Origin of the sequence: Altererythrobacter lutimaris, assembly GCF_013371495.1 — a bacterium.
GTDB classification, from domain to species: Bacteria; Pseudomonadota; Alphaproteobacteria; order Sphingomonadales; family Sphingomonadaceae; genus Erythrobacter; species Erythrobacter lutimaris_A.
This window is the reverse complement of sequence record NZ_JABWTA010000001.1, coordinates 1,436,178-1,459,436: the sequence shown is the minus strand read 5'-3', so window position 1 is coordinate 1,459,436 and position 23,259 is coordinate 1,436,178. Positions and strand designations below refer to the sequence as shown.

Genomic DNA, 23,259 nt, shown 5'->3' with positions numbered 1-23,259 from the left:
GGCTACACAAACGGCTTAACCTTCCCATTGCTCACGAGCGTCCGCCTGTCGACGAAACTCAGTTTCGCATTGACTTGTTGGCGCGCATCTTTAGTGCGGCGCGCGGGCCACGCGGTCCCAACGCCGCGCGTGCTCTCTGTAAGGAGAGTCTTAAATGACTGAACATCAAGTACCGGCGCGCAAGCCTGCGCGTCCGCATTTCTCATCCGGTCCCTGCGCAAAGCCGCCGGGCTGGTCCCCTGACAAACTGAAAACCGATTCGCTTGGGCGCTCGCATCGCTCGAAGCTCGGCAAGGCGCGCCTTCAATTGTGCATCGATCTCATGCGTGAAGTGCTGCAAGTGCCGGATACGCATCGCATTGGTATTGTGCCTGCCTCCGATACAGGCGCAGTCGAAATGGCGATGTGGTCGCTGCTGGGCGCACGGCCGGTTACGACGCTCGCTTGGGAGAGCTTCGGCGCAGGCTGGGTGACAGATGCCGTCAAACAATTGAAAATCGACCCGACGGTCATGGAAGCGCCTTACGGCGAGCTGCCGGACCTTGGTGCGGTCGACTGGTCGAACGATGTCGTGTTCACCTGGAACGGAACTACGTCAGGCGTGCGCGTACCCAATGCAGACTGGATTGCGGCGGATCGCGACGGCCTTGCGATTGCAGACGCGACCAGCGCGGTGTTCGCGCAGGATATCGACTGGAACAAGGTCGATGTGCTGACTTTCAGCTGGCAGAAAGTGCTCGGCGGAGAAGGCGCGCATGGCGTTCTGATCCTCGGCCCGCGCGCAGTCGAGCGGCTGGAAAGCTACACCCCTGAATGGCCGCTGCCGAAGGTGTTTCGCCTGACGAAGGCTGGTAAGCTGATCGAAGGCGTGTTCACCGGTGCGACTATCAATACGCCGTCCATGCTTGCGGTAGAAGACGCGATCTTCGCGCTCGAATGGGCGAAGTCTGTTGGCGGCCTTGAGGGCATGAAAGCGCGCGCCAACGCGAATGCCGCGGCGCTCGGCAAAATCGTCGAAGAGCGCGCATGGCTCGGCCATCTTTGCGCTGATCCGGCAACCCGCTCTAACACCAGCGTGTGCCTGACGGTTGAAGGCGCGGACACGGACTTCATCAAGAAGTTTGCTGGCCTGCTCGAAGCTGAAAATGCCGCTTACGACATCGCGGGATATCGCGATGCACCCGCAGGGCTTCGTATCTGGTGCGGCGCGACTGTCGATACTGCTGATATCGAAGCGCTTGGCCCTTGGCTCGATTGGGCCTGGGCTGCACTCAACTCCTAAGCGTCATCCCAGCGAAAGCTGGGATCGCCCGTAGTCCAATTCCCCCATTTTCCGAGAAAGATCCCGGATCAAGTCCGGGAAGACGAGAGACCAAATGACCAAACCCAAAGCGCTTATTTCCGACAAGATGGACCCCAATGCAGCGCGTATTTTCGAAGAGCGCGGCTGCGATGTGGATGTCATCACCGGCGAAACTCCTGAGGAACTGAAAGCGCGCATTGGCGAGTATCACGGCCTCGCGATCCGTTCTTCAACCAAAGTGACGCCGGAAATCCTCGATGCGGCGACCAATCTCAAGGTGATTGGCCGGGCCGGCATTGGTGTCGACAATGTCGATATCCCCTATGCGAGCGGCAAGGGCGTGGTCGTGATGAACACGCCCTTCGGCAACTCGATCACCACTGCCGAGCATGCGATTGCGATGATCATGGCGCTCGCTCGCCAGATCCCCGATGCCAACGTGCGCACGAAGGCAGGCGAATGGCCGAAGAAGGACTTCATGGGCGTTGAAGTCACTGGCAAGACGCTTGGCCTGATCGGCGCTGGCAATATCGGTTCGATCGTTGCGAGCCGCGCGCTTGGCCTCAAGATGAAAGTCATCGCCTACGATCCATTCCTGACGGAAGACCGTGCGGTCGAACTGGGGATCGAGAAAGTTGATCTGGATGCAGTTCTCAGCCGCGCGGACTTCGTGACGCTGCACACGCCCTTGACTGACCAGACACGCAACATCCTGAGCCGTGAGCGGCTTGAAAACGCCAAGCCCGGTATCCGTATCGTCAACTGTGCACGCGGCGGCTTGATCGATGAAGCAGCGCTCGCAGACCTGCTCACCAGCGGTCATGTTGCAGGCGCGGCGCTTGACGTGTTCCAGACGGAGCCTGCCAAGGAAAGCCCGCTGTTTGACGCGCCGAACTTCATCTGCACGCCGCACCTGGGCGCATCGACAACGGAAGCGCAGGTCAATGTCGCGCTGCAAGTAGCTGAGCAGATGGCGGATTACCTGGTCAATGGCGGCGTCACCAACGCGCTTAACATGCCGTCGCTCTCGGCTGAGGAAGCGCCAAAGCTCAAGCCTTACATGGCGCTCGCTGAGAAGCTGGGCTCGCTCGTCGGCCAGCTGGCGCATGGCAACCTAACCAAAATCAGTATTGAGCGCGAAGGGGCTGCATCCGAACTCAATGGCAAACCCATCACAGGCGCAGTGCTGGCGGGCTTTATGCGCCGCTATTCCGACACAGTGAACATGGTCAACGCGCCATATCTCGCGAAAGAGCGCGGGCTGGACGTCAGCGAAGTGCGGCACGATCGCGATGGCGCTTATAACACGCTGATCCGTGTAACGGTTGAAACCTCAGCTGGTCCGCGTTCAGTTGCGGGTACTCTGTTCGGGAGCGGTGCGCCGCGTCTGGTCGAAATCTTTGGCATTGGCATTGAAGCGGAGCTGGATGGGCACATGCTCTATGTCGTGAATGACGACAAGCCGGGTTTCATTGGCCGCATCGGAACGCTGATGGGCGAAAACGGCATCAATATCGGCACGTTCAATCTGGGTCGGCGCGATGCAGGCGGCGAAGCTGTGCTCTTGCTGAGCTTGGATGAGAAGGCCTCCGATGATGTGATTGCTCAGGCAGAGAAAGTCGAAGGCGTGAAAATGGTCACTGCGCTGGAATTCTGAGAAATGCCCTATTCGTCATCCCGGCTTTCGCTGGGATGACGAATTGGTTAGGGGTCTTTCGCAATGACCAAACCTGACGACCTTTTGCCTGAAGGCCTTGAAGACCGCTTGCCCGCTCAAGCGGAACGCATCACGCGTGCTATGCGCGCGAGCCTCGATGTGCTTTCGCGTCATGGTTATGCGCGCGTGCGCCCGCCACTGGTCGAGTTCGAGCGCTCGCTTGCAGGCCGTATGGACGGTGTGCAGCCACGCCGCATGTTCCGCTTCGTCGATCCGGTTTCGCTTCGTACGCTTGCCTTGCGTAGCGACATCACCCCGCAAGTTGGCCGCATTTCCGCGACCAGTATGGCAGATAGCCCGCGCCCTTTGCGGCTTGCTTACTGTGGCGAGACGGCAATCATCCGAGCGGACCAGCTCGATCCGGCGCGAGAACGTTTGCAGCTGGGCGCAGAGCTTATCGGAGCTGACACGGTCGCTGCCGCATGCGAAATCGTGGAGGTTGCCGTCGAAGCGCTGAAGGCCGCCGGTCTCAAAGGTATTTCCGTCGATTTCACTCTGCCTGATCTGGTCGATACATTGGCCGAGAAGGCGATGCCTTTGTCCGAAGACGCGCGCGATGCTGTTCGCCGCGAGCTCGATACCAAGGATGCGGGCGGGCTGAAAGATGCAGGCGGTGAAGCCTATCTGCCGCTGCTTTACGCAACGGGCCCGTTTGCGGACGCGCTTGAGAAGCTGCGCGCGATTGATGCAGGCGGCGCGCTCGCAAGCCGGATCGCGGGGCTCGAGGAAATTGCTGCGCGGATTGGCGACGGTGCGCGCATCACGCTCGACCCGACTGAACGTCATGGTTTCGAATATCAAAGCTGGTTCGGCTTTACTCTTTACGCAGAAGGCGTGCGCGGCGCAGTCGGGCGCGGCGGAACTTATGTGATCAAAGGCAGCGAAGAGCCTGCCACTGGCTTTACACTTTATGTCGATCAGCTGGCCCTCGGCGGTGCGGAGGCTGAGCAAACCGACACGCTGTACTTGCCCATCGGGCATGACCGCGAGGCCGCCGCAAGGCTGCGCGCGATTGGCTGGCGCACAGTGGCGCAGCTTGCGACAGGCGAAGATGCGAGCGCGCTTGGCTGTACGCACCGGTTGGACGGCAAGGAACCCGTCAAACTTTGAGAATAGGGACATAAGGGCATGAGCGAAGCACCAACACCGATCACTATCGATCCTGATCCGCTTGCCCCCTATGCAATCTGTCCGGGGTGGAAAGCGGGCGGGCTGATCTTCCTGTCAGGCCAGGCCGCGATTGCCGAAGACGGCTCTATCGTTGGCGAGGGTGATTTCGACCTGCAGTTGGGCCAGACCATGGCGAATATCGAGCGCGTGCTGGAAGCGGCAGGCAGCGATATGTCCAGAATTGTCAAGGTGACGATCTATCTGAAAGATATGGCCAATTTCCCGAAGATCGTAGAGGCGCGCAAAGAGCATTTCACGCCGCCATATCCGGCCGACACGATTGTGGAGGTGTCTTCGCTCGCCTTGCCGGAATTGCTGGTCGAAATCGACGTAATCGCGGCGGGTTAGCCGCTCAGACTTTCCAAAAAAGCATCCACCAGCGCCGTTGCCGGATCGCCGGGCTTGCCAAGCTCGACATTCAACTTCCGGTGATCGCTGTCCGCAATCGGAACCGCTTCAGCTTCCGCACCGGCTTCGCGCAGAGCGAGCGCCAGCGCTTCTGACTGCGCTCGCGACTCAGCACGGTTTCCAACAAACAGGATTTGCCATGCGGGTGCGTTGGGCGCGTCCGTATGCGTGATGGGTGAGAGCGCCGCTTGTCTTGCGGGATCATCGCCGAATGCATTGCTGTACAACAGTGCTGACCTGTCCGCTGCATCTTCCATCCGGTTCACCACATCATAGCCCGCGCCATCGAGCAGCACCACGCCTTTGACCGCTGCCATATCCGCGCCAGCATATTGCGGGTCCGTGGCGACAAGCGCTGCCAGATGCGCGCCTGCGCTATGCCCCATGAGGATGACGCGATCAGGATCAATCCCCAGCGTCTCGGCCTGACCGCGCAATGCGGCGAGCGCTGACGCGATGTCAGCGGCCTGCTCTTCAACTGTCACTTCCGGCACGAGCCGATAGCCGGTCGAAGCAAAGGCGATCCCGTTTGTCGTGAAATGCGCTGGCTTTGCATGAACAGCCTGCGCGCGGTCGCCCACCGCCCAGCCGCCACCATGGACGAACAGGATAACGGGCGCTTCGCCATTGTCTGCCGCTTCGCCATTGGCTGAATAGAAATCGATCTGCTGGCGTGAATGCGCGCCGAACATGATCGCTGTGTCAGGCGCAATGGCAGAGGATTGTGCAGGCGCACGCCGGTCTCCGCGCCGTGATCCCATGCGCTCGCGCAGCTCGGATCGGCATGTTTCGCTGAGTTCGCTTGCCTTTTCGCGCAGGCATTCGCGTATTTGCGAGCGGTCTGATCCGCACAGCTGCCTGATTTCCTGCCGGCATTCGCGTGGAAGGCGCTGTTGGGCGCTCGCCACAGCAGAGAGACCAAGCGCGGCTGTTGCAGCAAGTAGGATAGTGGCGGTGATCCGCATATGCGAGTGCTCCTAAAACTTAAGCGCCGAGCTAAGCAAAGCGAGCTGAACGCCGCCAGTCTCACTGTGTCGCGAATTGTCGCAAGACTTTCCTACCGGTGGAGCTCGCTCCTAAACAGCGCACATGCAAAACGCCTCTTCCGTACTGAAATCACTCGCGAAATCGGGCGCTGAATGGCTGCGGAGTTTTCTTTCCCAGGACTGTGTAACATGCGTATCCAACATCCTTGTTCGCCTACCGTTTCGCTATGTCAGGCGTGTTGTCCCGCCTACCGCTTCGCTATGTGAGGCGGGGCTGGGGAATAGGCTCTTGCGCGGCCCATACGCAGCGCCTACGCCCTCGCCGTTTGTGCGCTCGTGCACACGGTACAGAATGAAAGATCTGCAATGGCCAATGTGACTGTAATCGGCGCTCAATGGGGCGATGAAGGCAAAGGCAAGATCGTCGACTGGTTGGCAAGCCGCGCCGATGCGGTTGTGCGTTTTCAGGGCGGGCACAATGCGGGCCATACGCTGGTCGTCGATGGCACGACCTACAAGCTTTCGCTGCTCCCCTCGGGTATCGTCTCCGGTACGCTTTCCATGATCGGCAATGGTGTGGTGCTCGACCCTTGGGCGCTGAAGTCCGAGGTTGAGAAGCTCGAAGGGCAGGGCGTTGCGATCAATGATGACAATTTCGCGATCGCGGACAATTGCCCGCTGATCCTGCCGATCCACCGCGATCTGGATGGTTTGCGCGAAGTCGCGGCGGGCAAAGGCAAGATCGGCACGACGGGCCGCGGGATTGGTCCGGCCTATGAAGACAAGGTCGGGCGGCGTGCTATTCGTGTGTGCGATCTCGCGCATCTCGATGATCTGGAGCCGCAGCTCGACCGCCTGTGTGCGCACCACGATGCTTTGCGTGCGGGCTTTGATCAACCGCCGATTGACCGCGCGGCATTGCTCGCTGAATTGCGGGAGATTGCACCGTTCGTGCTGCGGTTTGCGCAGCCGGTTTGGAAACGGCTCAAGAAGGTCCGCAAGGCAGGCGCGAAGATCCTGTTCGAAGGCGCGCAAGGCGTGCTGCTCGATGTCGATCACGGGACTTATCCCTTTGTGACTAGCTCTAACACGGTGAGCGGCACTGCGGCGTCGGGTTCCGGTCTTGGACCGGGCAGCGCAGGTTTCGTGCTTGGGATCGTGAAGGCCTACACGACGCGGGTCGGTTCAGGACCTTTCCCGACAGAGCTTGATGACGAGGTGGGCCAGCTGCTCGGCGAGCGCGGTCATGAATTCGGTACGGTCACCGGGCGACAGCGCCGCGTGGGCTGGTTCGATGCGGTAATTGTGCGCCAAAGTTGCGCGATCAGCGGCGTGACGGGTATCGCGCTCACCAAGATCGACGTGCTCGACGGGTTGGAGACAGTGAAGATCTGCACGGGCTATCGCTTGCACAACAATGTGATGGATTATCTGCCTAGCCATGCGGGCGAGCAGGCGAGCGTCGAACCGATCTATGAGGAGCTCGAAGGCTGGAGCGAATCGACCGCAGGAGCGCGGAGCTGGGCGGATCTTCCGGCCAATGCGATCAAGTATATCCAGCGCATACAGGAGCTGATCGAGACCCCGGTTGCTCTGGTTTCGACAAGTCCGGAACGCGATGATACGATCCTCGTACGCGATCCGTTTATCGACTGATTTTGCTCGGCTTCTCGGGATTTCGGCCTGCGGTGATTACAGTCTCGTAATCGCGTTTACCGCGCGTTATTCTTGACTTGATCCATTTTTGTTCTACTTTCGTTTCACTTCTTTGAGAGGGAGTGATTCGATGCCCGCTACCGCTGCCGAGAACGATTTTTCCTATGATGCGCCTGCTGATGGAGCAGGGCTTCCAGCGCGTATTTCGGTGTTCGCCGATGCAGGATCCAAACGTGATGAATTGCGAGGAGAGCTCTCGCTGGCCGGTTTCAGGCCGGGATTGAGCGAGCCTGTTTCAGCGCTGCTCGAGGGGCAGACGCTTGCACTTGGTGATGCTGTGGTGCTCGCTTGCCCGCAAGTTGATGCGGCGATGATGGCTGCGCTTTCGCGGCTCGATATGCGAATTGCGCGCAGCGGGACGCCGCTGATCGTGCTGACCAGCATGGGCGCTCTGAATGACGTATTTGCATGCTTTGAGCAAAGCGCGCCGCAGATCCTGGTCGAGAGCGGGCATGCAGAGTTGACGCTCGCGCTTGGCCGTATCCTCAGCGTCGTTTCCGGACGGCGCGTGCGCGAACTGACGGAAACCGAGCAGATGACTTTGCTGCGTCTGACTGAACAGGTCGAAGCGATTGCGCGCAAGATTGATGGTTTTGCGGAAAGTGGTCCTGGAACAGAACCAGAAACGACCCTCGCCAATCTGTCAAAGCCAAGGTTTGAAGTGGTGGATAACGATGCGGCCAGCACGGCTGCGCTGAAACTTCCCGATGCAGCAGTCGTTCGCAAGATCATTCAGCACCGCCAGGCGCGCGCGCGGTTCTTCGATAGCGAGCTCTTTGCCGATCCGGCCTGGGATATGCTGCTTGATCTGACAGCAGCGCATAGCGAAGGGCAGCAGGTCTGCGTCAGCTCGCTTTGCATTGCCGCTGGCGTTCCCGCGACGACGGCGCTGCGCTGGATCAGGCAGATGGTCGACCAAGGGATCTTTACGCGCGTGGAAGACGAGAATGACAAGCGCCGCGCATTCATCGCGTTGAGTGAGAATTCGCGTCAAGGCATGGCACGGTATTTTGCTGCGATTGAAGAGCCGCTTGCGCTGGCGGCATGAGGTGACGGCTTACGAAACGGAATAATCGAATGTGATGACTTAAGCAGCCCTGCGCGCCACCCTCTCGGACAGGTAGGACCTCTAACCGTCCGATGCGTGCAGGATGACTGTGAGGCCCTGAAGAGCCAGAGGATGTATGTCCCCAACTTGCTCCTCCTGGCGATTCAGGGCCATCTTGTCGTAGTCTTCGCCTGAGATGCGCACAGCATCAGCGCGCGCTCTGATCAGGATGGTCTCGGGTACAGCACCGCAAAGTACGACTGTGTCTGCTTCACCCAGCCAGCGCGCCTGCCGTAGTGTAAGATCATCGGGATCATTGCTGATCAGAACGATTTCTTCAGTCTGAGCCGGTTTCTCAAGCGCGCCATTCAGCCAGTCCTGCGCCCGCTCTGCGGAGCCATCCGCAAACGGATCGAGCGCGCCGCCTTCGCGCAATGCCTCATCAAGCGCCCGCCTGCGGTCCAACCCTTCAGGAAACTTTGCGCGCAATGCATCGCGCATGTTGAACAGTGTCTCCGCCAGCTTGCCCAACGGCTGCGGCAGCAGTTTTTCAAGCCGCAGCCTCAGATGCTTGGCGAGACCCGCCGAAGCACCGCCAGTCCCAACCGCGATAATCACCGGGTCACGGTCAAGCAGGCTCGGCGTTGTGAAATCGCACAGGTCGGGCCGATCGACGACATTCACAATCATCCCGGCACAACGCAGATTTATTGCCGCGACCTCGCAAGCCCCGTCATCTTCGTAGGCCACAAACGCAATCCGCACACCCTCATCGATTGCGCGTTGTTGATCATCGACCGGCAGTCCACCAGCGCGCTCGATTAATTGGCGTTTGGCTTTTGCCGCTTCCCCATCGCCGAGCAGCAGCACTGGCTGGCCTTTGATACGGTGGAAGAGCGGAAGACTATGCATCAGCGCCGCACTTTAGTCTGCGAGGAAATCCGGAACGCGCTCTGCGTCCATGATCGCGGCGGCTGCAATGCGGTCCGCCACAATCGCATATTCATCGCCGCTGACCATGACTTCTGCAACAAACCCGCGCGAATTGTAGCTTGAAGCCATGGTTGCACCATACGCGCCTGCGGTCCGGAAGACAGCCAGATCGCCCGCTTGCAAAGCATCGCATTCACGGTCGCGGGCAAAGGTGTCTCCTGTCTCGCAAATCGGGCCGACGATGTTCGCGGTCATCCGCTCGCCGGTGGGCTTGACCGCGTCAAAGTCATGCCACGCACCGTAAAGTGCAGGCCGCGCGAGATCGTTCATCGCTGCATCGACAATTACGAAAGGCGGGCCATTTCCGCCTCGCTTCACGCGCACAACGCGTGTGAGCAGGACGCCCGCATTGCCTGCAATGACCCTGCCGGGTTCAAAGGTAAGATGCACGTCCCAGTCAGCAGTCACGCGGGCAACCATTGCGCCATATTCTGCCGGGGCAGGAGGGTTCTCGCCAGCCTTGTAAGGCACGCCTAGACCGCCGCCCAAGTCCACATGAGTGATGGTATGACCGGCATCGCGCAGATCGCTTAACAGTGCGCCAACTTTGGCAAACGCGGTTTCGAGCGGCTCAAGATCGAGTAGCTGGCTGCCAATATGCACCGCAACACCGCGCAGGTTCAGGTCTTCCAGCGAAGCAAGCTCTGCAAACACTTCGCGGGCATGGACCAAAGGAATGCCGAATTTGTTTTCCGCCTTGCCGGTGGAGATTTTCTCATGCGTTTTCGCATCCACATCCGGATTGATCCGCAGGCAAGCAGACGCTTCGCGGCCCATGGCGGCCGCAAGCTCAGCCAGCTCCCGGCCCTCTTCGCGCGATTCGATGTTGAACTGTCCGATCTGCTTATCGAGGCCGAGCTGCAGCTCAGCGCGTGTCTTGCCGACGCCAGAGAACACGATCTTTTCAGGCGGGACGCCCGCCGCAAGCGCGCGTATCAATTCGCCGCCTGAGACAACATCCGCGCCGCAGCCTTCGCGGCTAAGGACGCGCAGCACTGCAAGGTTTGGATTGGCTTTGACCGCAAAGGCCACCAGCGGCTCGCGCCCGCTAGCCTCAGCAACAGGTTTCAGTGCTTCGCGGAACACGCGCGCGTGGCGCTCAAACGTTGCGCGCGAGTAAATGTAGACCGGCGTACCCGCTTCTTCGGCAATCTGCCGCATGGGCACATCCTCGGCGTAGAGTTCGCCGTCCCTGAGCTCAAAATGGTCCAATTGGCTGGTCCTGTCGCTTATTCCGGAGGCAGATCGAAGGGGTCATCTTCGCGCTCTTCAGAGCGACGCCTCAACTCCACACTACGCTCAGGCCGAGCGAGGGTTTCCGGTTCAAGCAATTCCTGCGCTTCCGGCGTTGCTTCCGCGCCATAGGCCTTGGGCGGCAAGGCGCTGCCCTCGACAGGCTCAAGCCCTTCGCGCTGACCGCAAGCGGCAAGCGTGAGCGCAGACATCGCCAAGAACGCCAATCCGGAGTGTTTCATCATTAATCTAGCTTTCTTCACTGAGGAGCGCTCTTGCCGCTTGCACTTGCAGGCGTACCTGATCGGGCGCGGTCCCGCCATAGGAGCTGCGCGAGGCCACCGATGCTTCAACGGACAAGGCTTTGAATACGCGCTCGTCAATCCGCGGGTCGATTTCCTGCAGGACCTCGAGTGACAATTGGTCGAGCGCCACGCCATCATTCTCAGCGCGTTTCACGACGGCACCTGTGATGTGGTGCGCATCGCGGAAGGGTATGTCAGCTTTGCGCACGAGCCAATCCGCAAGATCCGTTGCTGTCGCAAAGCCGAGCTCTGCCGCCTGACGCATGCGCGCTGTGTTGAACGTGCTGTCAGTGACCATGCCTGTCATCGCGGCAACCGAGAGGGCCATAAGGCTCGCCGCTTCGAAGACCGGCGGTTTGTCGTCCTGCATGTCTTTCGAATAGGCGAGGGGAAGCCCCTTCATCGTGACCATAAGGGCCGTGGTGCACCCAATCACGCGCCCCGCATGGCCACGCACAAGCTCGGCCGCATCAGGGTTCTTTTTCTGCGGCATGATCGAGCTGCCGGTAGACAGCGTGTCAGGCAGGCGCACGAAGCCGAAGGGCTGGCTCGCCCAGATGATGAATTCCTCGGCAAGGCGTGACAGATGCAGCGCGCACTGGCTTGCCGCCATCAGATAATCGAGCGCGAAATCGCGGTCGGAAACGGCATCGAGACTGTTGCGGGTTGGGCGGTCAAAGCCTAGCTCCTTTGCGGTGGCATCGCGATCAATCGGGAACCCTGTTCCGGCCAGCGCGGCGCTGCCAAGCGGACATTCGTTCATGCGCGCACGCGCATCCGCAAAGCGCGAGCGATCGCGGGCGATCATCTCGTAATAGGCCATCAGATGGTGGCCGAGTGTCACTGGCTGCGCGGTTTGCAAATGCGTGAAGCCGGGCAGGATGCTGTCCGCATGCGCTTCTGCTTGCGTTATGAGCGCGAGCTGAAGCTGCCTCAAGGCGCCATCCATCTGATCAAGCGCGTCGCGCACCCACAGCCGGAAATCTGTCGCGACCTGATCATTGCGGCTGCGCGCGGTGTGCAAGCGGCCAGCCGCCGGACCAATCAGTTCAGCAAGTCGGCTTTCGGTCGTCATGTGGATGTCTTCAAGGTCCCAATCCTCTGGAACCCCGTCGCGCGCATATTCCTCTGCGATTTGATCCAGGCCGCGCCTGATCGCCTCAGCATCCTCAGTGCTGACAATCTCTTGCGCGCCGAGCATGGCGACATGCGCTTTCGACGCAGCTATGTCCTGACGCCAGAGCGCTTTGTCGAAGGGAATCGAAGCATTGATTTCGCGCATGATCGCGCTAGGTCCTTCAGCGAACCTGCCGCCCCACATGGCGTTGGAACCCCTCACGTTGGAGCCGTCAATGTCTTTGCGCGTGTCGCTCACTGTTCTTGCCTCGGCAATGCTGCTTGCAGGATGCGATAGTGAGCCTGAAGGTGCAGTGCAACAACAGGACGAATTGTCCGCGCCAAAGCCCCCCTTGATCGGCGAGATAGACTACGGCCGTGCTGGCACTAAAATGCCTGCCTCAGTATTCGCTGACCCAGACGGGGCGGAGCTTAAAACCGAGCAATTGCTTGGCCGTCCAGTGCTGCTCAATCTTTGGGCGACATGGTGCGTGCCTTGCATTGTCGAAATGCCCGCGCTGGACACGCTCGCCGATGTCATGGGTGATGATGTGAAAGTACTCACGATAAGCCAGGATTTGACGGGCGCTAAAGCGGTCGAGCCGTTCTTTGAAGAGCGGGGCTTTCGCAATCTTGAGCCATGGCTTGATCCGCGCAACAGCTTGAGCCGAGAACTGGGCGGAGAGATCCTCCCGGTAACAATCCTGTTCGATGGCAATGGCGAGGAAGTGTTTCGCGTAACCGGCGGTTATCATTGGGACTCAGAAGACGCGATTGCAGCCGTGCGCGAAGCGATTGCAGGTTCTGAATGAGGTCATGGAATGGTGGGCGATGACAGGCTCGAACTGCCGACCCTCTCGGTGTAAACGAGATGCTCTACCAACTGAGCTAATCGCCCATTCCGATAACGGAAGACGCGCTATCTAGCGTCTGTTTTGACAAAATCAAATGCTATCTGGCCTGAATCTCACACGTCCTCTATCGCAAGTGCCATGAGCAGCGCGGCCAACATCCTGATTCTCGCGACCGGAGGCACGATCGCGGGGACGGCTGGTTCTGCGCTCAAACGCGATTATCGCCCCGGGCAGATCGGTATTTCCACCTTTATCGAACAAGCTGAATCGCTGGGCCTCGATGCGAATCTGACCGGGCAAGAGATCGCCGCGATAGGTTCGGAGGACATCACCCCGGAAATCTGGCGGTCACTCTATCGGGCGTGTTCCAATGCGATGGTGAACGAAGGCATAGACGGTATCATCATCACGCATGGTACGGATACAGCGGAGGAAACCGCACTGCTGCTTGACCTGACATTGCCAACCACCAAGCCAGTTGTGCTGGTTGGCGCGATGCGGCCAGCGGACGCAGTCGGCACTGATGGAATCCGCAATTTTCTCAATGCGGTGCGCGTGGCAAGCGACCCCGACGCTGCGGGGCGCGGTGTGCTGTTAGTGATGAGTGACCGGATTATCTCGGCCCGCGATGCGCGCAAAGCGAAAACGAGCGGCGTGGATGCCTTCAAAGGCTTCCCGCGCGATGCGGTCGGGACTGTGACGCCAAGCTCGCTCGACTGGTTTGGTGAGCCATGGGCGAAGGGAAGAGCAGCGCGTTACGCGATGCCGACGGATTTCCCCCATGTGCCTATCCTCTACGCTCACGCAGCGATGGATCGCAGCGCAGTGGATTGCCTGCTGACGGATCAGACACGCGGTCTGGTGCTTGCGGGTTTTGGCGATGGGAACGCGCCTGAAGCCATCTTTGATCGACTTGCTGAGCTAGCCGAAGCGGGAATCTCGATTGTCCGCGCGAGCCGTGTGGACGAAGGGCTGGTCGATCGGATACCGCTGGACTCACAGCACGGCTTTGTCGCCGCGCGCGGGCTTGGCCCCGCTAAGGCGCGGATATTGCTGCAGGTGCTGCTTGCAAACGGGATCAGCGCGCCCGAGGAAATCCAAGCGGCTTTTGATAAAAGGTGAATTGTCTCTTGCGTGCGTGAAGCGCATCCGCGCTTCCCTTGACTGTGCCATCCTACTCCACCTCCAGACCACCCATGGGATTATCCTGTTTGGGTGGTCGGGAGAGGGAGTGGGCCGGTGCCGCAAGGTCAGGACGGATGTCCTGACCGCACCAATCAGGCGTTTGGCGTCACCAGATACTTCTCGCCAGTTTTCATCTGGCGATAGTCGAGGATCGCGTCCTTGGTCAGCATCTCTTCCAGATTGACCTTCGCTTTGTAACTGCTGGCAAATGTGGTTGTCAGGTTCTCAAGCACACGAGTGCGCATCCGCACCACAGTTTCCATTCCTGCATTGGCAAGGAATGGTGTCAGCAGCCATCCGGATAGCGTCCAGCCAAAGCCGTAGCTTGGCGTCAAGATGGTCGGCCCCATATCGAGCCGGCCATAGATGAACATGCGCTTCTGCTGGTTCGAGCCATAGCGCGAATACTCAGTCATCTTCTTGACTGCGACTTGCTCCATCGCCTTGAAGACATTGTCCGTGGCTTGGCCGCCACCAATCGGGTCAAAGCCGTAGAACGCGTCGGTCGCATCAATCGCTTCGCGCAGCTGCTTCATGAAATCATCGTCGGATGAGTTCACTACATATTTGGCGCCGAGACCCTTCAAAAGCTCCACATGTTCTGCCTTGCGCACGATATTGACGAGTTCGATCCCGTCTTCCGCGCAGATCTTAATCAGCATCTGGCCCAGGTTGGATGCCGCTGCAGTGTGCACCATGGCCTTGACGCCATCCATCTTGGCGTTCTCCGCAAAACCGAGCGCAGTCATTGGATTGACGAAGCTCGATGCGCCCGCTTCGGAGGAGTGATCTCCCAAAGGAAGACACATCATCGCATCGGCAATCGCATATTGGCTGAAAGCATTGCCGGGAACGCATGCAACGCGCTGACCCATAAGCGCTTTTGCCATGTCGCCATCGCCGGTTGCGATGACTGTCCCTGCGCCTTCATTGCCTGCGGGTAGACGCTGGCCATGCCGTGCTTTCTGACCTGACAGGAACGGCTCCGGCATTTGCGCAACCACCTTGCCCGGGGAATACTCCGCATTCTCGAAATCCGCTGCGCTGGTCAGGATCGCCAAGTCCGACGGGTTGATCGGCGCGGCTTCCATCTGGACCAGCACCTCATTGCCGGTTGGTTGAGGGAATTCGACTTCCGCAAGTTCAAGCGTCAGCGCGCCGTCTGCATCAAGCGTGGTGAAAAGCTGAGTGACGGTGGTCATGTGTTATTCTCCTCAGGATAAAAAGCTTGCACGAAGTAGAGGCCATGGGGCGGTGCGTTCAAGCCTAAAGCTTGCCGGTCGCGCGCTTCGAGCGCTTCGCGGACACGTTCTTCCGGCCAGGTTCCCATGCCAACGAGCGCTAGACAGCCGACCATTGAGCGTACTTGATGGTGCAGGAAACTGCGCGCGGCGACGTCGATGAATATCTCATCGTCCATCCGTTCAACGGTGAGCGTTTCGAGCGTTTTGACCGGATCCTTCGCCTGGCAATGCGCACTTCTGAAAGTGGTGAAGTCGTGACGGCCGACGAGTGCTTGTGCTGCGCGGTGCATCGCCTCTGCATCCAGCTCTTGCGGAACTTGCCAGGCTCGGTTCTTGTCGAGCGTCAGCGGCGCGCGGCGATTGGCGATGCGGTAGAGGTAGCTGCGCCCGATGCAGGAAAAGCGCGCGTGCCAATCATCATCGACGACCTCGCAATCGGTCACAGCAATGGGGTTAGGCCGCAGATGCGCGTTTAGCGCCTCCATCAAGCGAAACGGCGCGATGTCTTTTTCGATATCGAAGTGACTTCGCATGGCAAGCGCGTGGACGCCGGTGTCTGTGCGGCCCGCACTATAGAGCGTCACGTCCTCGCCGGTTATCGCATGTGCGGCGTCTTCGACCGCTTGCTGCACGCTCGGCCCATGCGGCTGGCGCTGCAGCCCCATGAACGGCGTGCCGTCAAATTCGAGAGTGAGCGCAAAGCGGGTCAAGCGAGCTTTGTCCCTACCGCAATCGGATTGCCGCGAAGGAAGTCATCGCGGTCCATCGCGGGCTTGCCTGCACGTTGCAGGCGGAGCGGCCGGAGCGCGCCTTCTCCGCATGCTATGGTGAGATCATAATCCAGCACTTTGCCCGGCTCATCTGAGCCTTTGACGGCCTCAGCTCGCAAGATCTTCACCCGGTATCCATCGATCTCGCACCATGCGCCAGGGAAAGGCGCGAGCCCCTGCACGTGCCGCACCAGCTCCTCGGCGGGGCGCGACCAGTCGATCCGCGCTTCGGCCTTGTCGATCTTGGGCGCGTATGTGGCCGCATCATCATCCTGCGCAATCGGGGCAATATTCGCCAGGTCCGCCAACACTTCGACCATCAGCTGCGCGCCCAATTCTGCCAGTTCTTCGGTCAATTCGCCGGTGGTCTTGTCCTCGATTGGCGTATGCACTTTTGCGAGCATCGGCCCTGTATCCAGCCCCGCTTCCATCTGCATGATCGTTACGCCCGTCGCTTCGTCACCAGCCATGATTGCGCGGTGGATCGGCGCTGCCCCGCGCCAGCGCGGCAGGATCGAGGCGTGGATGTTGAGGCAACCATAGTTTGGCGCATCAAGCACTGCTTGCGGCAGGATCAGGCCGTAGGCTGCAACCACCGCCACGTCCGCATTCAGCGCGGCAAACGCGGCTTGCGCTTCCTCACCCTTCAGGGATTTCGGTGAGCGGACCTCGATGCCAAGCTCTTCCGCGCGCCTTTGTACGGGCGAGGGCTGCAGCTTCTTGCCGCGGCCCGCCGGGCGCGGCGGCTGGGTGTAGACGCACACAATCTCATGCGCGGCATCATGCAGCGCTTGCAGCGCAGGCACGGCAAATTCCGGCGTTCCCATGAAGATTATGCGCATGACGTGACAGCGGACCTTTCTTGGATTGCTCCAAGCCCCTATCTCTCCCCCCATGGCATCGCAAGAGATCGAAGCATTGGCGAGCGCATTGTCGCGCCTTCCCGGTCTGGGCCCTCGGTCGGCCCGGCGTGCGGTGCTATGGCTGGTCAAGAACCGCGAGCGGGCCTTGCCGACGTTGCTCGATGCTTTGAATGCGGTGCAGGAGAAGCTGGTCGAATGCGAGACCTGCGGCAATGTCGATACGAAAAACCCTTGCGGCATCTGCGCCGATCCACGCCGCGACCAGAAGTCGCTTTGCGTGGTCGAGGATGTGTCAGACCTGTGGGCGCTTGACCGCTCGCGGCTGTTTCCGGGCAAGTATCACGTGCTCGGTGGTAAGCTCTCCGCGCTTGACGGGGTTGGGCCAGAGGATCTCTCGATTGCGGAATTGCTTGCACGCGTCGAGCAGGGCGGGGTGGACGAAGTCGTGCTTGCGATGAACGCGACGCTGGAGGGGCAGACGACCGCGCATTACATTGCGGAGCGGCTGGAGGCGTTTCCGGTTCGCATCACCCAGCTGGCCCACGGCCTGCCGGTCGGCGGCGAGCTCGATTATCTCGACGAAGGCACGCTTGCACAGGCACTAAGGGCGAGAAGGCCGGTTGATTAGGTTGAAGGCAGCATTCTGGCGCTTCGCTCACAAGCGCTATCACCAGCGACAGCCTATCGGTCTGTTAGAAGGTATGTTCTTTCTTTGGGCAGCATTCTGGGGATTGACTTATCTCGGCGCACTTTATGCGGACTTCTGGGCGACCTTACCAATTCTCCCAGGCGCAGTTTTCTGGGTTGGCGTTCCTTTAGCTATTGGATTGGCCAGGCGTAGAATCAGGCTCGAGCGCGCCAAGGGTCCAGATGCACTTTATCGAAAACGGGTCGAAGCGGAGCGCAATCAATCACTCTGATCGAGCTGTTCCGCTTGCGAACCCGCATTACGCGCCTTAAATCCCCCTCATGGCTATTCGTGAAATCCTGGAAGTGCCGGACCCCCGGCTCAAGGTCGTGTCTGAACCCGTTGCTGCGGACGAGTTCAATGACGAGCTCAAAACCCTCGTCGAGGACATGTTCGAAACGATGTATGATGCGCCCGGCATTGGCCTCGCCGCCATTCAGGTGGGCGTGCCCAAGCGCGTGCTGGTGATCGACTTGCAGCCGGAAGACCCGGATGCAGAGCCGGTTGAGTGCGATCACGATCATGGGCATGACGGGCACAAGCACACGCACCAGCCGACGAAGAAAGAGCCGCGGACTTTTATCAATCCTGTGATTGTTGATCCGGCGGAAGAGCTTTCGACCTATCAGGAAGGCTGCCTGTCCGTGCCTGAGATTTACGCCGATGTGGACCGGCCGGCGACGTGCACGGTCCGGTATCAGGATCTCGACGGCAACCATCACGAAGAACAAATGGAAGGCTTGGTTGCGACCTGCATCCAGCACGAGATGGATCACTTGGAAGGCATTCTCTTCATCGACCACCTGTCGCGCCTGAAGCGGCAAATGGCGCTGAAAAAGCTGAAGAAAATCAGGCAAGCGGCGTAGTCAAGACCGCCTATTCCGCCAGAATATCGTCCACATCGACCAGTTCCACGGTCTCGAACAGGACGAGTATCTGGTCGAGATAGGCTTTGTGCGACGCGCCTGTGATCACCAGCACATTCGAACCGGGCTTGTTACCGAACGCTTCGACAATGTTGGCCGCCATCTTCAGATTGCGCGCATGCCACCATGCGACATAGGTCCGCGCGGCATTGTCGGCCTCGCTTGACCTTGCAGCCGCGCCAAAATCCACGCTCTTTGTCATCGCCTGATAAGGCTCGGAATTGATCAGCCGGTAATAGGCGAGGATCTGGCCTTCTTCCGTCAGCAAAGCGTCCGATTGCGACTTGAAAGCCAAAGCCTCTTCGCTCGCACGGCCCCAAATTCCTTGTAGCACACTGCCGATCTCCGGATCGCCGAAGATCATTATCGCATCTGCGCTGTGATCATCCATCAGATAGAGCCGTGAATGACCCAGCCGGTTCCCCAGGGCTCCTGCGATGCTTAAATTTTCGTTTTTCGAAGTCAGGCGTGTATCAAGCTGCGCCTTCATTTCAGCCGAGATGTCCTCGCCTTCGCCGCGATTGTCGGGTGCCAATTGACCCCAATGCATAGCGGCTGACCATGGGTCGCCGGTTGCTAGGAACAGCCCAGCCAGCTTGCGCCGCGTCGCGGTGTCCGGAGACTCATTTGCTGGAAGCTCCATCAATGTTCCAACCAGGCTAACTTCTGCGCTGCCAGCATCAAAGCCAAGAAATTCGCGCGCCGCCGCGGGGTCCGGGCAATAGCGGTCTGCAACACCCGGATAGATGGGGGCATGGACGCGGATCAGTTCGCAAGTTTGCCCCGGTACCGCTTCAATGGCGATCGTCTCGGGCGCAAAATTCTCAAGTCTGTCGAGCAGCGGGGCAAGGTCATCCGTGCCAATCTCGTCATTGCCGGCAAGATGAGGAGTGCCCAGCACAAGAACGCGGGTCTTTCCGCCAGCGATTTCAGACGCATCATCAGATGATTGCGCGTGAAGTGGAGTGGTGATCGCTGAAAGGATCAGGGCACCGAATGATGCCAGTGAGGCAAAGTTTTTGCTGAATGTCATGGTGGAGGCGTAACATGGTGCGGCTCGCTTCGCCAAGGTGGTAACGCTTCGGTCCTCTGATAGTGTGCATCTTCCGTGGATATCCTGCAAATCGCTGGAGTTCATGATTTGTTCCGTGCTATAAGAACGTATGGATTCGACGATTCTTGCAATTCTCGTTCTCATTTTAGGTCTCGCGATTGGTGCGGGGGCAGGGTGGTATTTCGGCTCGCGTCCGGCGGCCGATTTGAAGACGCGGCTTTCGGAGCGGGAAGCTGAAGCGAAGGAGCTCGATGCGAAGTATTTGAGAGTTTTTGCTGACCTGGAGGCTGCACGCGAGAAAGCGGGCCGTGTGGATAGTCTTGAAGAAGCACTAGAGCGCGTTCGCGATGAGAATTCGGCATTTAAGGCCGAGCGAGCAGCATTTGATGAAAAAACGAGAATACTGGAGGAGAGCCGCGATAAACTCCTCAAGGAATTCGAGAACACAGGTGCCTCCGTGCTTAACAAGGCGCAAGAAGCCTTTCTGAAACGAGCGGATGAACGCTTCAAGCAATCGGAGGAATCAGGTCAAGCCAAGATTAAATCACTGCTCGCACCGGTGGCGGATTCTCTCAATCGGTATGAAAAGTCCGTCAAAGAAATGGAGTCAGATCGAAAGAAGGAATACGGCAATATCTCAAGCTTGATCGACCAAGTACGGTTAGGACAAGAGGCTGTGAAGCTTGAGGCATCTAACATCGTCAATTCCCTCAGAGCTGCACCCAAGACGAGTGGTCGATGGGGTGAACAACAATTCGAGAACTTGCTCGACATGGCAGGACTCTCAAAATTCACCGATTATCGAGCGGAGGTATCGGTACAATCAGACGATGGATTGCTTCGTCCTGACTACATCATCAACCTGCCGGGGGGGCGGCAGCTTATCGTAGATATAAAGTGTCCATTGGATGCTTACCTGTCAGCGACTGATGTTCTCGATCCGTCAGAAAAGAAGAAGGCGTTTGAAAGCTTCTCAGATACCGTCAAGGGACACGCAAATGCGCTGTCGAAAAAATCTTACTGGTCGCAATTCGAGAACGCGCCAGACTTCGTAATACTCTATATTCCGGGAGATAATTTTCACTCAGCTGCGCTCGAGCATCGACCGACGATGTGGGAGGACGCGGCAAGGAACAGAGTAATCATATCCGGCCCCGCAACGTTCTTACCCTTAGCTCGGACGATTGCATCGATGTGGGACCAGGAAAAGCTTACAGATAAGGCGCAGGAAATCATCGATCTAGGTCGTGAATTACATCACAATTTATCACTGATGACCGAACGCATCCGTAAGCTAGGCAGTAGCATCGATGGTACCGCGAAAGCATACAATGAATTCATCAAGAGTGCTGACGGTAAAGTCATTCTAGGTGCTCGAAAGCTTGAAGAGCTGAATCTCACCAAGAGTGACAAGCGACTTGGATCGTTTGATCCGGTGGATACAGAGACTAGGGCGCTTACTCGGATATCACCTCCTGAACAATCAGGAGAAGACTGATGGAAATCGGCAAACGCGAGATCGAAGATGTCCCACTGGTCGAAGCCGCGCCGCGCTACACTACTGACGATTTGCTGAGTAATGGAAGCAAGGAAGCAGCGGAGTAGCGCCGCAGCTCAGGCCGCCACAAATTCTTCCGGATTGGCTCGAACATAGCTGGAGCGGAACTTTTCCAGATCAGTCGCTGCCATATCCAGCAGGTCCAGAAAACTGTCCGAGAGTACTTCCAGCCTGCTTAGCGCCGCCTCCCCTTGTTCCGCCAGAGCGCGCTTGCGTGCTGCGGCCGAGGGCGGATAGCCGTCACCAAGCAGGCTCATCGCAGCGCTCAGGTTCGCAACGTAGGCTTCAGCATCAATCATCTGAAATCCATCGAGTGCGGCTGGCACCAAATTGCCAGACGCATTGAAGAATAGATCCCGATAGCCGGCATTGCGAATATCTTTCTGAACGCAATCGACGGCATAGAGCGCAGCTTGGCCTTGAGTAAGCTCTGCGAGGAATGCGGGGAGTTCCCGGGAAGTGTAAGGCGCGGCGTCCCACACGTGCTCGATTGCCTTCCAAGCCAATTCCGCATCGTCATCCAATTTGAGGATATCGGGTGCAGCGAAATAGGGCATGGCCTAACCTTCCAAGCTCGCTAGCACTTCATAGGCCAGCACTGCGCCCGCCATCGCCGCATTGAGGCTGTCCGCTCGGCCTTTCATCGGCATCGTTACATGCAGATCACAAGCGGCTTCGTATTCTTCGGGGAGTCCCTGTGATTCGTTGCCGACAAGAATGAAGCACGGAGCCCGGTAAGGCGCGCCGCGATATGGAACCGCGTCTCTCAACGAGGCCGCGACCAATTGCCCGCTGCCGCCTCTCAGCCATTCGTGAAATTCGCTCCATGGCGCTCGCGCAACCTTCTGCGTGAACACCGCGCCCATGCTCGCGCGTACGGCTTCCACGGAAAAAGGATCAGCGCAGTCATCGATCAGGATAAGTCCGCCAGCGCCCACAGCATCGCCCGTGCGCAGCATCGTGCCAAGATTGCCCGGATCTCGCAGCGCCTGAGCGACAAGCCAGATGTTGGCGCTCTCCCTGTTCAAGCTTGCGAGTGACGTATCGAATTCCGCAAACACCCCCGCAACTGCCTGCGGGTTCGACTTACCTGTGATTTTCGCAAGGATATCTGGCGAAGTCTCTATGACATCTCCGCCCGTCTGCATGACATCTCGCTCCAGCTCTTCAAGCAGGGGATGCGGATCGCGCGCAGATGAAAGCACAAGCATTTCAGGCACATGCCCGCATTCGCGCGCATCGGTAAGCAGCCGCAGCCCTTCCGCGAGGAATTTGCCTGCCGCCTTGCGATGCTTCTTCTCCCGCAACCCTCGCAGGAACTTGACCGTCGGATTTGAGAAGCCTGTAATTTCGCGGCGCATGTTCTGACCGGGCGCGGTCATTGGTTCATTCCTCGCCAAAACCGTCTTCGACCATCGCTGCGAGCTCTGCCAGCACATTGGAAGCATTCTCGCCTTCGACGATCAACTCTACATCATCGCCTTTTGCCGCGCCCAGCATCATCAAGCCGAGGATTGATCCCCCGGCGGCGTGATTGCTGTCCTTAGCCACTTTGACGGAGACGCCTTCCGGTAGTGCGCTCACTGCGCCCACAAACTTCGCGCTGGCTCTTGCATGAAGCCCGCGTTTGTTGACGATAGTGCAGGTTTTGCGCTCGACGCTCACGCCTTGGCCTTGCTTTTGGCAGCGCTATCCTCCGCTCCGAGGAACTCGCTCGCAACCGTGATGTAATTTCGTCCGGCGGTCTGCGCGGCTTCAACCGCATCGAGTACACTCATCGATCCGCGCGCTCCCGCAAGCCGAATGAGCATGGGAAGGTTGATCCCCGCAATGACTTCGACCTTGCCCCGGTCGAGCAAAGAAATCGCAAGATTGGAGGGAGTGCCTCCGAATAGGTCGGTGAGAATGATGACGCCAGCGCCTCCATCCACCGTCGTGATGGCCTTGGCGATCTCCGCGCGACGTTTTTCCATGTCGTCATTCGGGCCGATGCAGACAGTCGCGACCGCTTTCTGCTTGCCAACGACGTGCTCCATCGCATCGACAAAATGCTTGGCCAGATCGCCATGCGTTACGAGGATCAAGCCAATCATGTGAGGAGTTTCAACCCGTTATTCTGAGG

25 protein-coding genes and 1 tRNA gene are annotated in these 23,259 nt (G+C 58.8%); 12 read left to right on the top strand and 14 right to left on the bottom strand.

All coding sequences use genetic code 11. The features are described from left to right. Positions 1–154 precede the first annotated feature (154 nt). The 4 genes from HUO12_RS07110 to HUO12_RS07095 all read left to right on the top strand — a co-directional run bounded on the left by HUO12_RS07110 (position 155) and on the right by HUO12_RS07095 (position 4,538). Positions 155–1,282 carry a phosphoserine transaminase gene (locus HUO12_RS07110; RefSeq protein WP_176272917.1) on the top strand — a complete coding sequence of 376 codons (1,128 nt, stop codon included), beginning with the start codon at positions 155–157 and terminating at the stop codon, positions 1,280–1,282. 94 nt (positions 1,283–1,376) lie between these two features. Continuing rightward, positions 1,377–2,960, top strand: a complete 1,584-nt coding sequence (gene serA / locus HUO12_RS07105; RefSeq protein ID WP_176272916.1) for a phosphoglycerate dehydrogenase — start codon at positions 1,377–1,379, stop codon at positions 2,958–2,960. A gap of 63 nt (positions 2,961–3,023) precedes the next feature. Then, on the top strand, positions 3,024–4,130 hold the full coding sequence (locus HUO12_RS07100; protein ID WP_176272915.1) for an ATP phosphoribosyltransferase regulatory subunit: 1,107 nt from the start codon (positions 3,024–3,026) through the stop codon (positions 4,128–4,130). 18 nt (positions 4,131–4,148) lie between these two features. Continuing rightward, the gene (locus tag HUO12_RS07095; RefSeq protein WP_176272914.1) at positions 4,149–4,538 is read left to right on the top strand and encodes a RidA family protein; all 390 of its coding nucleotides are present in this window, start codon (positions 4,149–4,151) and stop codon (positions 4,536–4,538) included. Here the strand turns inward: HUO12_RS07095 and HUO12_RS07090 are convergent. Next, positions 4,535–5,563 (bottom strand): alpha/beta hydrolase, encoded by a 1,029-nt coding sequence (locus HUO12_RS07090; RefSeq protein ID WP_176272913.1) that lies wholly within the window; start codon positions 5,561–5,563, stop codon positions 4,535–4,537. The two genes, HUO12_RS07095 and HUO12_RS07090, sit on opposite strands and share 4 nt — an antisense overlap. Before the next feature lie 387 nt (positions 5,564–5,950). On the opposite strand from HUO12_RS07090, the gene HUO12_RS07085 reads away from it, so the two are divergent. Then, positions 5,951–7,240, top strand: a complete 1,290-nt coding sequence (locus tag HUO12_RS07085) for an adenylosuccinate synthase (RefSeq protein ID WP_176272912.1) — start codon at positions 5,951–5,953, stop codon at positions 7,238–7,240. A gap of 130 nt (positions 7,241–7,370) precedes the next feature. After that, complete coding sequence (locus tag HUO12_RS07080) at positions 7,371–8,348, top strand: helix-turn-helix domain-containing protein (RefSeq protein WP_176272911.1); 978 nt, start codon at positions 7,371–7,373, stop codon at positions 8,346–8,348. 81 nt (positions 8,349–8,429) lie between these two features. Here HUO12_RS07080 and HUO12_RS07075 read toward each other — a convergent pair whose 3' ends face one another. Genes HUO12_RS07075 through argH form a run of 4 tightly spaced genes read right to left on the bottom strand, consistent with a single transcriptional unit; the run spans position 8,430 to position 12,200 of the window. Then, on the bottom strand, positions 8,430–9,260 hold the full coding sequence (locus HUO12_RS07075) for a siroheme synthase (protein WP_176272910.1): 831 nt from the start codon (positions 9,258–9,260) through the stop codon (positions 8,430–8,432). A 12-nt stretch (positions 9,261–9,272) separates the two neighbouring features. Further along, entirely contained in the window at positions 9,273–10,553 is a 1,281-nt protein-coding gene (lysA, locus tag HUO12_RS07070) for a diaminopimelate decarboxylase (protein ID WP_176272909.1), read from the bottom strand. Between the two features lie 17 nt (positions 10,554–10,570). Then, positions 10,571–10,819, bottom strand: coding sequence for a hypothetical protein (locus tag HUO12_RS07065; RefSeq protein ID WP_176272908.1), 249 nt, complete (start codon positions 10,817–10,819; stop codon positions 10,571–10,573). Between the two features lie 4 nt (positions 10,820–10,823). Then, on the bottom strand, positions 10,824–12,200 hold the full coding sequence (argH, locus tag HUO12_RS07060; protein ID WP_176274334.1) for an argininosuccinate lyase: 1,377 nt from the start codon (positions 12,198–12,200) through the stop codon (positions 10,824–10,826). A 31-nt stretch (positions 12,201–12,231) separates the two neighbouring features. On the opposite strand from argH, the gene HUO12_RS07055 reads away from it, so the two are divergent. Beyond that, positions 12,232–12,807 (top strand): TlpA family protein disulfide reductase, encoded by a 576-nt coding sequence (locus HUO12_RS07055; protein WP_217905179.1) that lies wholly within the window; start codon positions 12,232–12,234, stop codon positions 12,805–12,807. Positions 12,808–12,817: 10 nt separating this feature from the next. On the opposite strand, the gene HUO12_RS07050 is transcribed toward HUO12_RS07055, so the two are convergent. Continuing rightward, positions 12,818–12,893 (bottom strand) — tRNA-Val (locus HUO12_RS07050). Positions 12,894–12,987: 94 nt separating this feature from the next. Between HUO12_RS07050 and HUO12_RS07045 the strand changes: the two genes are divergently transcribed. Continuing rightward, positions 12,988–13,971, top strand: a complete 984-nt coding sequence (locus tag HUO12_RS07045; protein WP_176272907.1) for an asparaginase — start codon at positions 12,988–12,990, stop codon at positions 13,969–13,971. A gap of 155 nt (positions 13,972–14,126) precedes the next feature. Here the strand turns inward: HUO12_RS07045 and HUO12_RS07040 are convergent, their stop codons facing one another. Genes HUO12_RS07040 through fmt form a run of 3 tightly spaced genes read right to left on the bottom strand, consistent with a single transcriptional unit; the run spans position 14,127 to position 16,890 of the window. Further along, positions 14,127–15,236 carry a zinc-binding dehydrogenase gene (locus HUO12_RS07040; RefSeq protein WP_176272906.1) on the bottom strand — a complete coding sequence of 370 codons (1,110 nt, stop codon included), beginning with the start codon at positions 15,234–15,236 and terminating at the stop codon, positions 14,127–14,129. Continuing rightward, positions 15,233–15,988, bottom strand: coding sequence for a tRNA pseudouridine(38-40) synthase TruA (gene truA / locus HUO12_RS07035; protein ID WP_176272905.1), 756 nt, complete (start codon positions 15,986–15,988; stop codon positions 15,233–15,235). The genes HUO12_RS07040 and truA overlap by 4 nt, the downstream gene beginning before the upstream one ends. Then, the gene (gene fmt, locus HUO12_RS07030) at positions 15,985–16,890 is read right to left on the bottom strand and encodes a methionyl-tRNA formyltransferase (RefSeq protein WP_176272904.1); all 906 of its coding nucleotides are present in this window, start codon (positions 16,888–16,890) and stop codon (positions 15,985–15,987) included. The genes truA and fmt overlap by 4 nt, the downstream gene beginning before the upstream one ends. Before the next feature lie 52 nt (positions 16,891–16,942). Here fmt and recR point away from each other — a divergent pair, with 52 nt between their 5' ends. Genes recR through def form a run of 3 tightly spaced genes read left to right on the top strand, consistent with a single transcriptional unit; the run spans position 16,943 to position 18,465 of the window. Further along, positions 16,943–17,539: a recombination mediator RecR gene (gene recR / locus HUO12_RS07025; RefSeq protein WP_176272903.1), complete on the top strand. Its 597-nt coding sequence runs from the start codon at positions 16,943–16,945 to the stop codon at positions 17,537–17,539. Between the two features lies 1 nt (position 17,540). After that, the gene (locus HUO12_RS07020; RefSeq protein ID WP_176272902.1) at positions 17,541–17,831 is read left to right on the top strand and encodes a hypothetical protein; all 291 of its coding nucleotides are present in this window, start codon (positions 17,541–17,543) and stop codon (positions 17,829–17,831) included. A gap of 49 nt (positions 17,832–17,880) precedes the next feature. Continuing rightward, positions 17,881–18,465, top strand: coding sequence for a peptide deformylase (def, locus tag HUO12_RS07015; protein ID WP_176272901.1), 585 nt, complete (start codon positions 17,881–17,883; stop codon positions 18,463–18,465). Between the two features lie 10 nt (positions 18,466–18,475). Here def and HUO12_RS07010 read toward each other — a convergent pair whose 3' ends face one another. After that, positions 18,476–19,558, bottom strand: coding sequence for a DUF5694 domain-containing protein (locus HUO12_RS07010; protein ID WP_176272900.1), 1,083 nt, complete (start codon positions 19,556–19,558; stop codon positions 18,476–18,478). 130 nt (positions 19,559–19,688) lie between these two features. On the opposite strand from HUO12_RS07010, the gene rmuC reads away from it, so the two are divergent. Further along, positions 19,689–21,077 carry a DNA recombination protein RmuC gene (rmuC, locus tag HUO12_RS07005; RefSeq protein WP_176272899.1) on the top strand — a complete coding sequence of 463 codons (1,389 nt, stop codon included), beginning with the start codon at positions 19,689–19,691 and terminating at the stop codon, positions 21,075–21,077. A gap of 116 nt (positions 21,078–21,193) precedes the next feature. On the opposite strand, the gene HUO12_RS07000 is transcribed toward rmuC, so the two are convergent. From HUO12_RS07000 to HUO12_RS06985, 4 genes are read right to left on the bottom strand one after another with little or no spacing between them, the layout of a single operon-like run. Then, positions 21,194–21,694 (bottom strand): DMP19 family protein, encoded by a 501-nt coding sequence (locus HUO12_RS07000; protein WP_176272898.1) that lies wholly within the window; start codon positions 21,692–21,694, stop codon positions 21,194–21,196. 3 nt (positions 21,695–21,697) lie between these two features. Beyond that, entirely contained in the window at positions 21,698–22,519 is an 822-nt protein-coding gene (locus HUO12_RS06995; RefSeq protein ID WP_232367332.1) for a TrmH family RNA methyltransferase, read from the bottom strand. Positions 22,520–22,523: 4 nt separating this feature from the next. Continuing rightward, positions 22,524–22,802, bottom strand: a complete 279-nt coding sequence (locus tag HUO12_RS06990; protein WP_176272897.1) for an HPr family phosphocarrier protein — start codon at positions 22,800–22,802, stop codon at positions 22,524–22,526. After that, the gene (locus HUO12_RS06985) at positions 22,799–23,230 is read right to left on the bottom strand and encodes a PTS sugar transporter subunit IIA (protein WP_176272896.1); all 432 of its coding nucleotides are present in this window, start codon (positions 23,228–23,230) and stop codon (positions 22,799–22,801) included. Before HUO12_RS06985 ends, HUO12_RS06990 begins: the two co-directional genes overlap by 4 nt. Positions 23,231–23,259: the final 29 nt, after the last annotated feature.